Raw genomic sequence first — 14,046 nt, 5'->3', positions numbered from 1 at the left:
CTTTTTTGATTCCACTCGGATTAACGCCATGCCTGAATACCGTTCCCGTACTACCACCCATGGCCGCAATATGGCGGGTGCCCGTGCCTTGTGGCGGGCTACCGGCATGAAGGAAGAAGACTTCACCAAGCCAATTATTGCGATTGCCAATTCCTTTACCCAGTTTGTGCCTGGCCATGTCCACCTCAAGGATCTGGGCCAGATGGTCGCCCGTGAAATTGAGCGTGCTGGCGGGGTTGCCAAGGAGTTCAACACCATTGCCGTGGATGACGGCATTGCCATGGGCCACGGTGGCATGCTGTACAGCCTGCCCAGCCGCGACCTCATTGCCGATAGCGTTGAGTACATGGTCAACGCCCACTGTGCCGATGCACTGGTGTGCATCTCCAACTGCGACAAGATCACTCCTGGCATGCTGATGGCCGCACTGCGTCTGAATATCCCGGTGGTATTTGTGTCTGGCGGTCCTATGGAAGCGGGTAAGGTCAACTGGCAAGGCACTTTTCACAAGCTGGATCTGGTGGATGCCATGGTGGCCGGCGCTGACAGCAAGGTGAGCGATGCGGAGTCCGAGGCGATTGAACGTTCGGCCTGTCCTACCTGTGGTTCATGCTCCGGCATGTTTACCGCCAACTCCATGAACTGCCTGACCGAGGCGCTGGGCCTGTCGTTGCCCGGCAATGGCTCCACACTCGCCACGCACGCTGCCCGCAAGGAGCTGTTCCTGAAGGCGGGTCGCCTGATTGTGGAGATCACCAAGCGCTACTACGAGCAGGACGACGAAAGTGTATTGCCGCGCAACATTGCCAACTTCAAGGCCTTTGAGAATGCCATGAGCCTGGATGTGGCCATGGGCGGCTCTACCAACACCGTGCTGCATTTGCTGGCCGCTGCGCATGAAGCGGGCGTGGATTTCACCATGGCCGATATTGACCGCATTTCGCGCAATGTGCCTTGCGTCTGCAAGGTAGCGCCTGCCACTGCCAAGTACCACATGGAAGACGTGCACCGCGCTGGTGGCGTGATGGGTATTTTGAGCGAGCTGAATCGCGCCGGAAATATCCATGCGGATACGCCTACCGTGCACAGCCCAACCTTGGGTGATGCACTGGCGAAGTGGGATATCACCACCACTACCGACGAAGACGTGAAGAAATTCTATCGCGCTGCGCCTGGCGGCATCTCCACCACCATCGCTTTCAGCCAGTCCATGCTGTGGCCTGAGCTGGATACGGACCGTGAGGAAGGCTGCATCCGCAACAAGGAGCATGCTTACTCGCAGGATGGCGGCCTTGCCGTGCTGTACGGCAACATTGCGCTGGATGGCTGTATCGTCAAGACCGCCGGTGTGGATGACAGCATTCTCAAATTTACCGGGCGTGCGCGCATTTTTGAATCGCAGGATGCGGCGGTTGAAGGCATTCTCGGTGACAAGGTCGTGGCGGGCGATGTCGTGGTCATTCGTTACGAAGGTCCGCGTGGTGGCCCTGGCATGCAGGAAATGCTGTATCCGACCTCCTATCTCAAGTCCAAAGGTCTTGGCAAGGAATGTGCTTTACTTACGGACGGACGTTTTTCTGGCGGTACCTCGGGTCTCAGTATCGGCCATGCATCGCCGGAAGCGGCTGAAGGCGGCGCCATTGGTCTGGTGGAAGAGGGCGATACCATCGAAATCGATATCCCCAACCGTACCATCCATCTGGCCGTGAGCGATGAAATCCTGGCGCACCGTCGTGCCGCCATGGAAGCGCGCGGCAAGGATGCCTGGAAACCACAGGCGCGTGAGCGTCATGTGTCACCAGCCCTGCGTGCCTATGCTGCCATGAGTACCTCGGCGGCTCGCGGCGCAGTGCGGGATGTCAGCCAGATCGAAAAATAATATTGTAAGGATCAAGAGTCGGATGCAATCCATACAGCAGTTGAATGCGCGTTACGGCGTTGGCCAGAAAATCCATTTCTATTCCGATCAGAATGGTTTGGTAACGGTTCATATTGAAAACCCCCATGCCTCGGCCAAGATCGCCCTGCAAGGCGCGCATGTCATGGAGTGGCAACCTCATCACTCGGAAGAGCCGGTATTGTGGCTGTCGGATCAGGCGCGTTTTGTTCGTGGCCGCTCGATTCGCGGTGGGGTGCCGGTCTGCTGGCCCTGGTTTGGTGCACATGCCACCGATGAATCCCTCTGTCCGCACGGTTTTGCCCGCGTGGCCCAGTGGAAAATCGTGGATACCGTCATTGATCCGGATGGCGCCACACGCATCATCATGCAGCTCATTGAAACCCAGCAGCTCGGCAAGCAATGGCCGCATCACTGTGAAGTCACCCTCACGGTGATTGTCGGCTCCGCCCTGCGTATGCAGCTCACCACCACCAATACCGGTACTGCACCGTTTGTGCTGGGTGAGGCGTTGCATACCTATTTTCATGTCAGCGATATTGAAGTCATCAAGATCAGCGGGCTGGATAACACCCAGTATCAGGACAAGGTGGAAGGCTATGCCGTCAAGCAGCAGCAGGGCGACATCCGCTTTACGGAAGAAACCGATCGGGTCTATATCAATACCGAGAGCACCTGTGTGATTGAAGATCCGGGCCTGCGCCGCCGCATTACCGTGCAGAAATCCGGCAGCAAATCGACCGTGGTATGGAACCCCTGGGGACAGAAAGCCGCCGAGATCGGCGATCTGGGCAGTCATTCGGGCTGGCGCCACATGGTGTGCGTGGAGTCTGCCAATGCGACTGACAATGTCGTCACCGTCGCACCGGGCGAAGTCCATATGCTGGAAGTGGAATACAGCACCGAATATTACCTCTAGCCTGCATGGCGAAGGGGTCGCCTGGCAGCCGGATTGAACGGCTGGCGGTCAGGCAAGTCAGAATGATGCATGTGCAAGTGATGCATGACAGGACACGGTCAACGTTCAGGCTTTATTGACGTTGATAGGGTGTAGGTGATGCGCGAGATTGACAGGGTTAATAAAACGCTTAAGCACTTTCCAAGGCGAGGCAATCCTAGGTATCATTACAAGTTGTATTAACGTAGTTTTTACAAGACCGAGATGAAGGAGAAAGCATGAAAGGTTTATTAATGACGGTTGCAGCCGCCGGCACTTTGATGCTGGCTGGACAAGCAAGCGCAGCAGATGCTAAGGCCGCTGAAGCCCTGGCGCAAAAGAATGGCTGTCTGGCATGTCACAGTGTTGCCAACAAGGTAGTGGGTCCTGCTTACAAGGACGTTGCTGCCAAGTACAAGGGCGACAAGACAGCAGAAGCCAAGCTGATCGCCAAGGTCAAGGCTGGTGGTAGTGGTGTTTGGGGTCCTATCCCAATGCCGCCTAACAGCCCACACGTAAAAGACGAAGACATCAAGACTATCGTTGAATGGATTCTGACTCTGTAATTACGGATTACAGTTTTCAAACAAAAAAGCCGGTTCAAAAGACCGGCTTTTTTGTTGCTCGCAGTTCTCAATGCATGAGGTTGAAATCGCAGTCGCAGGTGATGTTTCTGCCTATAGCTGGGCGGCTGTTATGACGATTTCAATCCGCCACTCTGGTCGGGCCAGTGCTGCCTTTACCGTCGCACGCGGGGGAGCCGCTCCGGCGGGCACCCAGGCATCCCACACTTTGTTCATGCCGTCGTAATCGGCCAGGTCGGCCAGAAAAATCTGCGCCATCAGGATGCGCGATTTATCGCTACCAGCTTCTGCCAGCAAGTTATCGATCATGGTCAGCACTTCGGCGGTTTGGCCCTGGATATCCAGACTGCCATCGTTGGGGACCTGGCCAGCCAGGTAAATCATCCCATTGAAAATGGTGGCCTCGCTGTAGCGGGCACCGGGATGTAAACGTTGAAGGTCGGACATAAGAATTAACGCGCTTGTTTATTGAGAACGCTATGGTGCCTGGAATAAACAAAATAGAACACTATCCCGATCAGCACCCAGATAATAAAGCGATGCCAGGTTTCATTGGGCAGGAATACCATCAATGCCCCGCATGAAATCACGCCCAGCAGGGGAATCAGCGGGTTCCATGGATTCTTGAAGGGGCGCTTGAGATCAGGCTGACGTTTTCGCAATACCATGACGCCTATGCACACCATGACAAAGCTTGCCAGGGTGCCGATGTTCACTGTCTCCGCGAGTTCGCCCAGCGGGAAAAAGCCGGCGATGGAGGAAATAATCAGCGCGCAAAGCAGAATGATGCGCACCGGCGTGCGTCGCTCCGGATTGAGCTTGGAAAACACGGGGGAAATCAGACCATCGCGGCTCATGGCATAGAGGATGCGGGTGAGGCCATACATGAGCACTAGCAGCACGGTAATCAAGCCGGCCAGCACGCCGGTCGCCACCAATGTGGAAGACCAGGTAAAGCCGATTTTGGTCAGCGCATAGGCCACGGGGGAGCTGACATTGAGTTCGGTGTAATGCACCATCCCGGTCAGCAGGCCTGAGACCAGAATGTAGACCAGGGTGCAGAAGGTCAGCGAAGCGATCAGGCCGATGGGCAGGTCACGCTGGGGGTTTTTAGCCTCGTCTGCTGCGGTGGAAACCGCATCAAAACCAAAGTAGGCAAAAAACACCAGGGAAGCTCCAGCCAGCACACCGATGGTATGCCCATCTGCATGCTTGTCGAACCAGCCAAACGGCATAAAGGGCTGCCAGTTGTCGGCATGAATGTGCAGGGCGGCAATGCCGACAAAAATCACGATGGTGCTGAGCTTGATTGCCACAATGATGTTATTGACCTGCGCGCTCTGTTTTACGCCGCTGATCAGCAGCAGGGCCAGCACCCAGATAATGCCAAACGCGGGCAGGTTGATGATGCCGCCCTGACTGGGAGCCTTGGTGAGCAGTTCCGGCAGGTGGATATTGAAATTCGCCAGCGTACCGATGAAATACCCGGACCAGCCATTGGCAACTGCAGCCGCTCCCACCCCATACTCAAGCAGCAGTATCCAGCCCATGATCCAGGCGATGAGTTCACCGAAGGCGACATAACTGTAGCCATAAGCGCTGCCGGAGCCGCCTACTGAAGCGGCCAGTTCGGCGTAGGAGAGCGCTGCGAAACCAGAGGCAATGCCAGCAAAAATAAATGAGACCACCACCGCTGGCCCTGAGAGGGTGGCGGCTGCAATGCCGGTCAGCACGAAAATGCCGGTGCCGATGGCGCATCCTATGCCCAGCAGCGCCAAGTCAAAGGCGCTGAGACATTTTTTTAGACCGCTGCGGTCTTCAGTATCAATCGGCTTGGTACGAAAAAGCTGTGCAAACATGCGATCCCCTATTTTTTGAAAATAGTATGCACGAAATATGCCTGTCGCCTACGCCTTGAAGTAACGGTCGGTTTCCGCCTTGATCACCTTGGAAAGTACCAGCAGGCCGATCAGATTGGGAATCGCCATCATGCCATTCATCAGATCAGAGAAATTCCACACCAGTTCCAGGCTGATGCTGGCACCCACCGCGACCGCCAGGGTGAACACCAGACGATAAATCTTGATACTGCGGAAGCCGAACAGGTATTCCACGGCTTTTTCGCCGTAGTAATTCCAGCCGATGAGGGTGGAATAGGCAAACAGCGCGGTTGAAATGGCGACGATGTATTTGCCGGTGTCGCCCAGGGTTTCTGCCATGCTGATGCTGGTGAGCTGGCCTGCGCTGACGCCATGCTTCCAGGCCGTGGCGGTGAGGATGATGAGGGCGGTCATGGTGCACACCACCAGCGTATCAATAAAGGTTTGCGTCATGCTGACCAGTGCCTGGCTGACCGGGTCTTTGGTGCGAGCGGCGGCGGCGGCAATGGGTGCCGAGCCGAGGCCGGATTCATTGGAAAACACGCCGCGGGCAATGCCATAACGCATGGCGGCGGCGACCGTGGCGCCGGCAAAGCCTCCACCGGCGGCGGCCGGGCTGAAGGCGTGATGGAATATCAGATAAAACGCATGCGGGATTTCGCTAAAGTTGTAGGCCAGCACCACCAGGCCGCTACCCACGTACACCAAGATCATGAGTGGCACCAGATAAGAGGTGAACTTGCCGATGGACTTGATGCCGCCGATGATCACGAGGCCGGTCAGCACCATGAGGATAAAGCCGGTGAGCTCGGTGGGGATGTGAAAGGTGGATTTGAAGATTTCTGCCGTGGCATTGGCCTGCGCCATATTGCCAATGCCAAAGGCGGCACAGGCGGTGAAGAAGGCGAACAGGGCGCCCAGCCACGGCATGCCCACGCCTTTTGCCAGGTAGTACATGGGGCCGCCGCGCATGCCATGCGGGCCTTTTTCACGGTATTTGATGGCGAGGACGGCTTCTGAATATTTGGTCACCATGCCGACCAGGCCAGTCATCCACATCCAGAACACAGCGCCTGGCCCGCCCAGGGTAATGGCGGTGGCAACGCCGACAATATTGCCTATGCCCACGGTGGCGGCAAGCGCGGTCATCAGCGCGGCAAAGTGGCTGATATCGCCGTCGTGCCCGACTTCTTTTTTGAAAATCAGCTTGAATGCCAGTGGCAGGGTGCGGAACTGCAAACCCTTGAGCAGCACGGTCAGGTAAAGGCCGGTGCCCACCAGCAGGATCAGCATGGGCGGCCCCCAGATCCAGCTGGATAATGTGGCGATGACGCTTTCAACGGTTTGCATTTATCACTCCCTTTTTACAGGGATTATAAGCACAAACCGCGCCGATCAAGCTAACCCAGCCAGTTTTTATCGATCAGGAAATCGCTGTAGAGACGGGCTTCAGGCGAGCCTGCTTCGGGTTTCCAGTCATAGCGCCATTTGACGATGGGTGGCATGGAAAGCAGGATGGATTCGGTACGACCATTGGATTGCAGGCCAAACAGCGTGCCGCGGTCATACACCAGGTTGAATTCCACATAGCGGCCACGACGATAGGCCTGGAAATCGCGTTCGCGCTCGCCATAGGCCATGTCTTTGCGGCGCTGCACGATAGGCATGTAAGCCTGAATGAAGGCATCGCCTACATTGCGGATCAGGGCAAAGCTCTGCTCAAAGCCCAGCTCATTGAAATCATCAAAGAAGATGCCGCCTATGCCGCGTGGCTCCTTGCGATGCTTGAGATGAAAATATTCATCGCAATGCTGCTTGAATGCGGGGTAATACTGGCTGCCGAAGGGCGCGAGCGCTTCGCGGCAAAGGCGGTGAAAGTGAATGGCGTCTTCTTCAAACCCGTAATACGGCGTCAGATCCATACCGCCGCCAAACCACCAGATCGGCTCTTCACCGGGCTTTTCCGCGACAAAAAAGCGCACATTCATATGCACGGTGGGGATGTAAGGATTACGCGGGTGAAACACCAGCGAAACACCCATGGCTTTCCAGCTGCGGCCCGCCGCTTCCGGGTGTGCCACACTGGCGGACGGTGGCAACTTGTTGCCGATTACATGCGAAAAGCCCACGCCGGCACGTTCAAACACATTACCTTCTTCCAGCAGGCAGGAAGTGCCGCCGCCGCCTTCCGGCCGCTGCCAGCTGTCGTTCAGGAAGTTCTTGCCATCAATCAGCTCAATTGCCTCAACGATGCGGCTTTGCAGACCTTGCAGATAGTCATATACAGCGTCGGAATTCATGCGGTGCTCCGGTTTAGGGGCGCAAAATGCGTCCGGTGATGAGGTCTTGTATGGTCGAGGGCTTGCGGGCGCCGCCGGTCAGTCCGGCGATAACGCGTACGCGCTGCCCGAAAAGCTGGCGGCATTTACGGGTGGTTTTGGCCGGGGCATGGCCTGCCTTGTTGGCGCTGGTAGAGACCAGTGCCATGCCTGCCATGCGGCAAAGTCTTGCCGACAGCGGGTGTGCTGTCACTCGCACGGCAAGCGAAGGATGACGGCCATGCAGCCAGATGGGGCAGTCTTTGGCGTGTGGCACCAGCCAGGTATGCGGGCCGGGCCAGGTGGTGGCAACCCGCGCTTGCTGCTCGGGGCTTAACGGTGCGATCAGGCGCTTGAAGCGCGTCTGCTGATCGCCAATCAGGATCAGGCCCTTGCGCTGCGGCCGACCCTTGAGGCGCAGTATGCGCTGCACGCCCAGGCGGCTGTGTGGATCGCAGCCCAGCCCGAAACAGGACTCGGTAGGATAGGCAATGACCCCGCCATGACGCAGGTAATGCCGCAACTCGCGTGCATTCATCATTGCTTTTTACCCTCAGGATTTAACGGCGCGGTAGCCGATATCCTTGCGCATCTGCGCGCCATCAAAGCGAATCTCTTCGGCGATCTGGTAGGCACGGCTTTGCGCGTATTTCACGGTTTCGCCCAGCGCGGTAACGCAGAGTACGCGGCCACCGCTGGTCAGTACGCGGCCATCTTCCAGGCGGGTGCCGGCATGAAACACATGGGCATCCTGCAGATCACGCGGCAGGCCGGTGATTTCATCGCCCGTGCGCGGGGTGTCAGGGTAATTGGCGGCGGCCATCACCACGCCCAGCGCTGTGCGACGATCCCAGTCCACCGTTGCCTGATCCAGCGTGCCGTTGACGGCATGCTCGGCCAGACCCACGAGGTCTGTTTTGAGGCGCAGCATGATGGGCTGGGTTTCCGGGTCGCCCATGCGGCAGTTGAATTCCAGTGTCTTGACGTCGCCTTCGGGCGTAATCATCAGGCCCGCATACAAAAAGCCGGTGTAGGGAATGCCATCTTTTGCCATGCCTGCCACGGTGGGGGCAATGATTTCGCGCATCACCTTGGCGTGAATGTCAGGGGTGACCACGGGGGCGGGGGAGTAGGCCCCCATGCCGCCGGTGTTGGGGCCCTGGTCGCCATCCAGCAGGCGTTTGTGGTCCTGGCTGGTGGCCAGTGGCAGGATGTTCTTGCCATCGACCATCACGATAAAGCTGGCTTCTTCGCCCGTCAGGAATTCCTCGATGACCACGCGGGCACCGGCAGCTCCCAGCTTGTTGTCGGCCAGCATGGCGTCAATGGCGGCGTGTGCTTCGTCTTCATCCATCGCTACCACCACGCCCTTGCCAGCGGCCAGACCATCGGCCTTGATGACGATAGGCGCGCCTTGCGCACGCACGTAGTCATGGGCAGCGGCGGCATCGGTAAACGTGGCATAGGCCGCTGTCGGGATGCCATGGCGTATCATGAAGGCCTTGGCAAAGTCCTTGGAGCTTTCCAGCTGGGCAGCGGCCTTGGTGGGGCCGAAAATCTTCAGGTCATTGGCACGGAACGCATCGACCACACCCTGCGAAAGCGGGGCTTCCGGGCCGACGATGGTCAGGGCGATCTGCTCCTTGAGCGCAAACTCCAGCAGATCCGCTACCGAGGAAACGGGAACGTTGACCATGTCCGGGTTAAGTGCGGTGCCTGCATTGCCCGGGGCCACGTAGACGCGGCTGATATTGGGGTTTTGCGTAACTTTCCAGGCCAGTGCGTGTTCGCGGCCACCGCTGCCAATGACGAGTACTTTCATGTTGTTAACCCTGTGCTATGTGAACAATGCCCTGCGGTCTGAACAATGCGCACTCCGGGTAATCGGAAAGCACGTCCAGATACGCAGGGCATGGCATGTTTAGTGACGGAAATGACGAATGCCGGTGAGCACCATGGCGATGCCATGCTCATCCGCGGCGGCAATGACTTCTTCATCGCGAATGCTGCCACCTGGCTGAATAACGCAAGCAGCACCGGCTTCGGCCAGCACGTCCACCCCATCGCGGAACGGGAAGAAAGCATCGGAAGCCACGGCAGAACCTTGCAGCGACAGGCCGGCATTCTGCGCCTTGATGGCGGCGATTTTGGTGCTATCCACACGGCTCATCTGGCCTGCGCCCACGCCCAGCGTCATGCCATTGCCAGAGAAGACGATGGCATTGGATTTGACATACTTGGCCACGCGCCAGGCGAACAGCAGGTCTTGCAGCTGTTGCGGTGTCGGCTGTGTGCGGGTAACCACCTTGAGGTCAGACAGGCTGAGCTCGTGGTTGTCCGCGGTCTGGATCAGCAGGCCCGAGCCCACGCGCTTGGTGTCGTGCGAATTGCGGCCTTGCTCCCAGGCGCTGCTGCCACCGGGTGGCAATGCAATCTTGAGTACGCGCACATTGGCCTTGGCCTTGAAAATCGCCAGCGCATCGGCCGTGAAGTCAGGGGCAATCAGCACTTCGACAAACTGCTTGGCAACGGCTTCTGCTGCGGCAGCATCCACAGTCTGGTTGAAAGCGATAATGCCGCCAAAAGCCGAGGTCGTGTCGGTCTGGAAAGCCTTGCTGTAGGCTTCGAGTGCGGTCGCGCCTACGGCAACGCCACAAGGGTTGGCATGCTTGACGATGACGCAGGCGCCACTGTCAAAGCTCTTCACGCATTCCCAGGCGGCATCGGCATCGGCGATGTTGTTGTAGGAAAGCTCCTTGCCCTGCAACTGTTCGGCGGTGACCAGTGAGCCAGGTGCCGGGTACAAGTCGCGGTAGAACGCGGCCTGCTGGTGCGGGTTTTCGCCATAGCGCAGGTCTTGCACCTTGACGAAGCGGCCATTGGTTTGTGCAGGGAATGCGCTGCGGGTGCCATCGCTATTGATAGAGGAAAGATAATCGCTGATGGCGGCATCGTAGTTGCTGATGCGGTTGAACGCGGCGACGGACAGCGCAAAGCGTGTGGCCTGGCTGGTGGCGCCACCCGTGCTCTTCATCTCATCCAGCACGGCGGCGTATTGCGATGCATCGGTCAGCACCACGACGTCTTTCCAGTTCTTGGCGGCAGAGCGCACCATGGCCGGGCCACCGATGTCGATGTTTTCAATTGCATCTTCCAGCGTACAGTCGGCCTTGGCGACAGTGGCTTCGAACGGATAAAGATTCACGCACAGCAAATCAATATTGGGGATGCCCGCTTCCTGCATGGCGCTGACATGCTCGGGCAGATCGCGACGGCCCAGCAGACCGCCGTGTACCTTGGGATGCAGCGTTTTGACGCGGCCATCCAGCATTTCAGGAAAGCCGGTGTAATCACTGACTTCAATCACCGGAATCTGGTGATCGCGAAACAGCTTAGCCGTGCCGCCAGTCGAGAGGATTTCGACGCCAAAGGCGTGCAGGCTTTGGGCAAATTCGACGATGCCTGCCTTGTCGGAAACGCTGATGAGTGCTCTTTTGATGATGGCCATGATGTCAGTTGATGTCTGTGTGGGTCAGTAAATATGCGTCGTTAAATGAAGCGGGAAAAATAAAACAGGAAAACATGTAGCGCAGCAGGAGGCGGCCGTGGCCGCCTGGCGGTTATTCAATCTGGTAAAGCTGCATCTTCTTGCGCAGGGTGTTGCGATTGAGGCCGAGAATCTCGGCGGCCTTGCTCTGGTTGCCCCCTGCACGATGCAGCACGTATTCGAGCATGGGTTTTTCCACGCAGCCCATCACCATGTCATACACGGCGTGGGGCGGCTGGCCATCCAGGTCTTTGAAATATTCATCCAGGGCAGCCCGGATACAGGCGGCGACGTCTTTGTTACTCATATTCAGGCCGCCATCGCTTGGTCGTCGGAGGATTCAGTCTCGGGGACATATTGCAGACGCTGGTCGTGTTGCAGCAACTGGCTGAAGAACTGGCTGATGGCTGCCTGTTGCTCGTCTACGGTTTGCAACTGATTCATGTGGTGGCGGAAATTCGCGGAATCCTTCAGCCCCTTGGTATACCAGGAGATATGCTTGCGCGCCACGCGCATGCCGGTCAGCTCGCCGTAAAAGTCATACAGATCCTGCACATGGTCCAGCATCACCTGATGGATTTCGCTCACTTCGGGTGGCGGCAGATGCTCGCCAGTTTCCAGAAAATGCGCGATTTCACGGAAAATCCAGGGGCGCCCCTGAGCCGCACGGCCTATCATCACGGCATCAGCCTGGGTGTATTCCAGCACAAACTTGGCTTTTTCCGGGGTGGTGATATCGCCATTGGCGATCAACGGAATCTTGATGGCTTGCTTGACCGCCGCAATGGTGTCGTACTCGGCATCGCCGTTATACAGGCAAGCCCGTGTGCGGCCATGCATGGCCAGGGCTTGTACACCGATGTCTTCTGCCATGCGCGCCACGGCCACGGCGTTGCGGTTGTTCTTGTCCCAGCCGGTACGGATTTTCAGGGTGACTGGCACATCCACGGCGGCCACCACTGCTTTTAGAATCTGCGATACCAGCGGCTCATCCTTGAGCAAGGCTGAGCCGGCCATCACATTGCAAATCTTCTTGGCTGGACAACCCATGTTGATATCGATGATCTGCGCACCGTTATCCACATTGTGCTTGGCGGCTTCCGCCATCATCTTCGGGTCTGCCCCGGCGATCTGCACCGAAATCGGCTCCACTTCGCCCTCGTGGTTGGCGCGGCGCAAGGTCTTGGCACTGCCATACAGCAGCGAGTTCGACGTCACCATCTCGGAAACAGCCAGCCCCGCCCCCAGCTTCTTGCATAGCATGCGGAAAGGCCGATCCGTCACGCCTGCCATAGGCGCAACCACCAGATTGTTTTTGAGTTTGTATGGGCCGATTTGCACTGAAGCTGAAACCTTGGACAAAGTCCGTACGATGATTGTGGAAAAGCTGCCTATTTTATATGCAAACCGCAAGCGCGCAAAACGAAAAATTGTAATTAGTGGGCTTGACAAGAGTAAAAGCATGCATCTGCTAGCTTGTTGATTCCCTTAAGACTATCTACTTTCTGCTGGAAGTTTTTGGAGGCTCTTCTGGCACTAGGTACTTACGATGGGAAACGGAGCGATACTCCCAAATCTCAAATGCAACTCAAGGCATTGTGGATGTTGTGTAGGAGTTTTTCGCTTGACCCCCATACAGGCAGTGAATCCATATCCTGCTGTGACGCTAACCGAACTGAGTGAACGCTGTGCCATGGCAGGTCATCATCTGTAGGGCCATCGGAATGAGCCCACAACTCCGCTTGCAGTGAAGGAAGACCTATATATTCAGGCACGAAATATTCGTCCTCTTCAAAACGTGAAAACGCTTTTTGCCAATCGGCTTCGGGCACAGTGCCTGAAAGTAATATTTGGCCATATACCTTGTAATTAGCGGCATCGCGGTAGAGGTATTCAAATACATGGTGTTGTTCTTGCGGCATGGTCATGAAGCTCTGTTGTCTATAAAAATTTCAGTTCTATGGCGAGCGATGAAAGAAGGAGATGGTGAAAATCGCTGAGGCAGTTCTATTATCTTTCCCGCTAATGGATGCAGTACGTTCCGGCAAAACTCGTCATCTGATTGTTGGATAGACTCGGAAAGAATGATGCGGTAATCATCGGAAAGTGTAATCAACCCTGCATCAAATGCTCGATCATGTAGCGCAGATAGGCATAGCCCATTGCTAGGGTTTAGTCGGTTTGTCGTGTCATCACGCCAAGGCACAATATGGCTGGCATTTAGTAAGCGGGGTACTGACAAACCAGACATGCAGCAGCGGTTTTGGTAGCTGCTTAAGACCATACGTCGAAAGAACTGTTGATTTACCCGCTGCAAGGCGAGCACTTGGCGCGATTCGCCGCTGTAATCCACCGCTTCTTCAACTCCAGTTTCAGATTCAATATCCATGTCGGTATCCGCACGGTCATTAATCAGGGCGGATTTCAATCCATGGCATTCAAGTGCAAGTTTTTCCCAGTCATCGTGAAATGCAGCCCACACCTCACGATCCAACGCAGAAGCGTTGCCTAGAGCAACTCGACCGTTGCTGGTAATAGAAGGGTCAAGGCTGGCGATATTCAACATTTTCATCGCAACGGCGCTTGGCGTTCGACCAATTAACTTGGCTAATCCGATGATGTCTTTGTTTCCGCTATGGATTTTTCCAAACGGAATTTGGCAGTAGAGATGAAAAGCGAGCTTTACTTGATCTTGAGACCAATGCGTTGAGTTTGCCATCGTGATATGTGCGCCATGCTTGTATGCCGCCGCTATCCCTCAAATGTTTTTATATAGAGTGATTCTAACAACACCATCATTGCTTGCATGAAGTAAATGCATCTACGGCTAAACACTATGTTCGACAGAGGCTAATTGATATACCCAAGTTGTCACGCCTAGTT

Annotated in this window: 14 protein-coding genes; 3 read left to right on the top strand and 11 right to left on the bottom strand. The window is 56.3% G+C overall.

What is annotated here, in order from left to right:
- Nucleotides 1-28: 28 nt before the first annotated feature.
- The 3 genes from ilvD to ACWWD9_RS12475 all read left to right on the top strand — a co-directional run bounded on the left by ilvD (nt 29) and on the right by ACWWD9_RS12475 (nt 3,400).
- Nucleotides 29-1,879: a dihydroxy-acid dehydratase gene (ilvD, locus tag ACWWD9_RS12485; protein WP_455867211.1), complete on the top strand. Its 1,851-nt coding sequence runs from the start codon at nt 29-31 to the stop codon at nt 1,877-1,879.
- Between the two features lie 22 nt (nt 1,880-1,901).
- Nucleotides 1,902-2,816, top strand: a complete 915-nt coding sequence (locus tag ACWWD9_RS12480) for a D-hexose-6-phosphate mutarotase (protein ID WP_455867210.1) — start codon at nt 1,902-1,904, stop codon at nt 2,814-2,816.
- 257 nt (nt 2,817-3,073) lie between these two features.
- On the top strand, nt 3,074-3,400 hold the full coding sequence (locus ACWWD9_RS12475; protein WP_013441196.1) for a c-type cytochrome: 327 nt from the start codon (nt 3,074-3,076) through the stop codon (nt 3,398-3,400).
- A 111-nt stretch (nt 3,401-3,511) separates the two neighbouring features.
- On the opposite strand, the gene ACWWD9_RS12470 is transcribed toward ACWWD9_RS12475, so the two are convergent.
- From ACWWD9_RS12470 to ACWWD9_RS12420, 11 genes are all read right to left on the bottom strand, one after another.
- Nucleotides 3,512-3,865, bottom strand: a complete 354-nt coding sequence (locus ACWWD9_RS12470; protein WP_455867209.1) for a RidA family protein — start codon at nt 3,863-3,865, stop codon at nt 3,512-3,514.
- 5 nt (nt 3,866-3,870) lie between these two features.
- Nucleotides 3,871-5,277: an APC family permease gene (locus tag ACWWD9_RS12465; RefSeq protein WP_015829302.1), complete on the bottom strand. Its 1,407-nt coding sequence runs from the start codon at nt 5,275-5,277 to the stop codon at nt 3,871-3,873.
- 48 nt (nt 5,278-5,325) lie between these two features.
- A complete protein-coding gene (locus tag ACWWD9_RS12460) occupies nt 5,326-6,648 on the bottom strand; it encodes an alanine/glycine:cation symporter family protein (protein WP_455867208.1) in 1,323 nt (440 codons plus the stop codon).
- 50 nt (nt 6,649-6,698) lie between these two features.
- Nucleotides 6,699-7,598 carry an oxygen-dependent coproporphyrinogen oxidase gene (gene hemF, locus ACWWD9_RS12455; protein ID WP_015829304.1) on the bottom strand — a complete coding sequence of 300 codons (900 nt, stop codon included), beginning with the start codon at nt 7,596-7,598 and terminating at the stop codon, nt 6,699-6,701.
- Nucleotides 7,599-7,611: 13 nt separating this feature from the next.
- On the bottom strand, nt 7,612-8,157 hold the full coding sequence (locus ACWWD9_RS12450; protein ID WP_455867207.1) for a Sua5/YciO/YrdC/YwlC family protein: 546 nt from the start codon (nt 8,155-8,157) through the stop codon (nt 7,612-7,614).
- Nucleotides 8,158-8,169: 12 nt separating this feature from the next.
- Nucleotides 8,170-9,438, bottom strand: coding sequence for a phosphoribosylamine--glycine ligase (purD, locus tag ACWWD9_RS12445; protein ID WP_013441202.1), 1,269 nt, complete (start codon nt 9,436-9,438; stop codon nt 8,170-8,172).
- A 99-nt stretch (nt 9,439-9,537) separates the two neighbouring features.
- Nucleotides 9,538-11,124, bottom strand: coding sequence for a bifunctional phosphoribosylaminoimidazolecarboxamide formyltransferase/IMP cyclohydrolase (gene purH, locus ACWWD9_RS12440; RefSeq protein ID WP_455867206.1), 1,587 nt, complete (start codon nt 11,122-11,124; stop codon nt 9,538-9,540).
- 112 nt (nt 11,125-11,236) lie between these two features.
- Complete coding sequence (locus tag ACWWD9_RS12435) at nt 11,237-11,470, bottom strand: Fis family transcriptional regulator (protein ID WP_013441204.1); 234 nt, start codon at nt 11,468-11,470, stop codon at nt 11,237-11,239.
- A 2-nt stretch (nt 11,471-11,472) separates the two neighbouring features.
- Complete coding sequence (gene dusB / locus ACWWD9_RS12430) at nt 11,473-12,504, bottom strand: tRNA dihydrouridine synthase DusB (protein WP_013441205.1); 1,032 nt, start codon at nt 12,502-12,504, stop codon at nt 11,473-11,475.
- Between the two features lie 236 nt (nt 12,505-12,740).
- Nucleotides 12,741-13,091 (bottom strand): hypothetical protein, encoded by a 351-nt coding sequence (locus ACWWD9_RS12425; RefSeq protein WP_455867205.1) that lies wholly within the window; start codon nt 13,089-13,091, stop codon nt 12,741-12,743.
- Complete coding sequence (locus ACWWD9_RS12420) at nt 13,088-13,882, bottom strand: HNH endonuclease (protein ID WP_455867204.1); 795 nt, start codon at nt 13,880-13,882, stop codon at nt 13,088-13,090. Before ACWWD9_RS12420 ends, ACWWD9_RS12425 begins: the two co-directional genes overlap by 4 nt.
- Nucleotides 13,883-14,046: the final 164 nt, after the last annotated feature.

The sequence above is a fragment of the Methylovorus sp. SPW-M1 genome, assembly GCF_053848825.1.
This window is presented reverse-complemented; position numbering and strand designations above follow the sequence as displayed.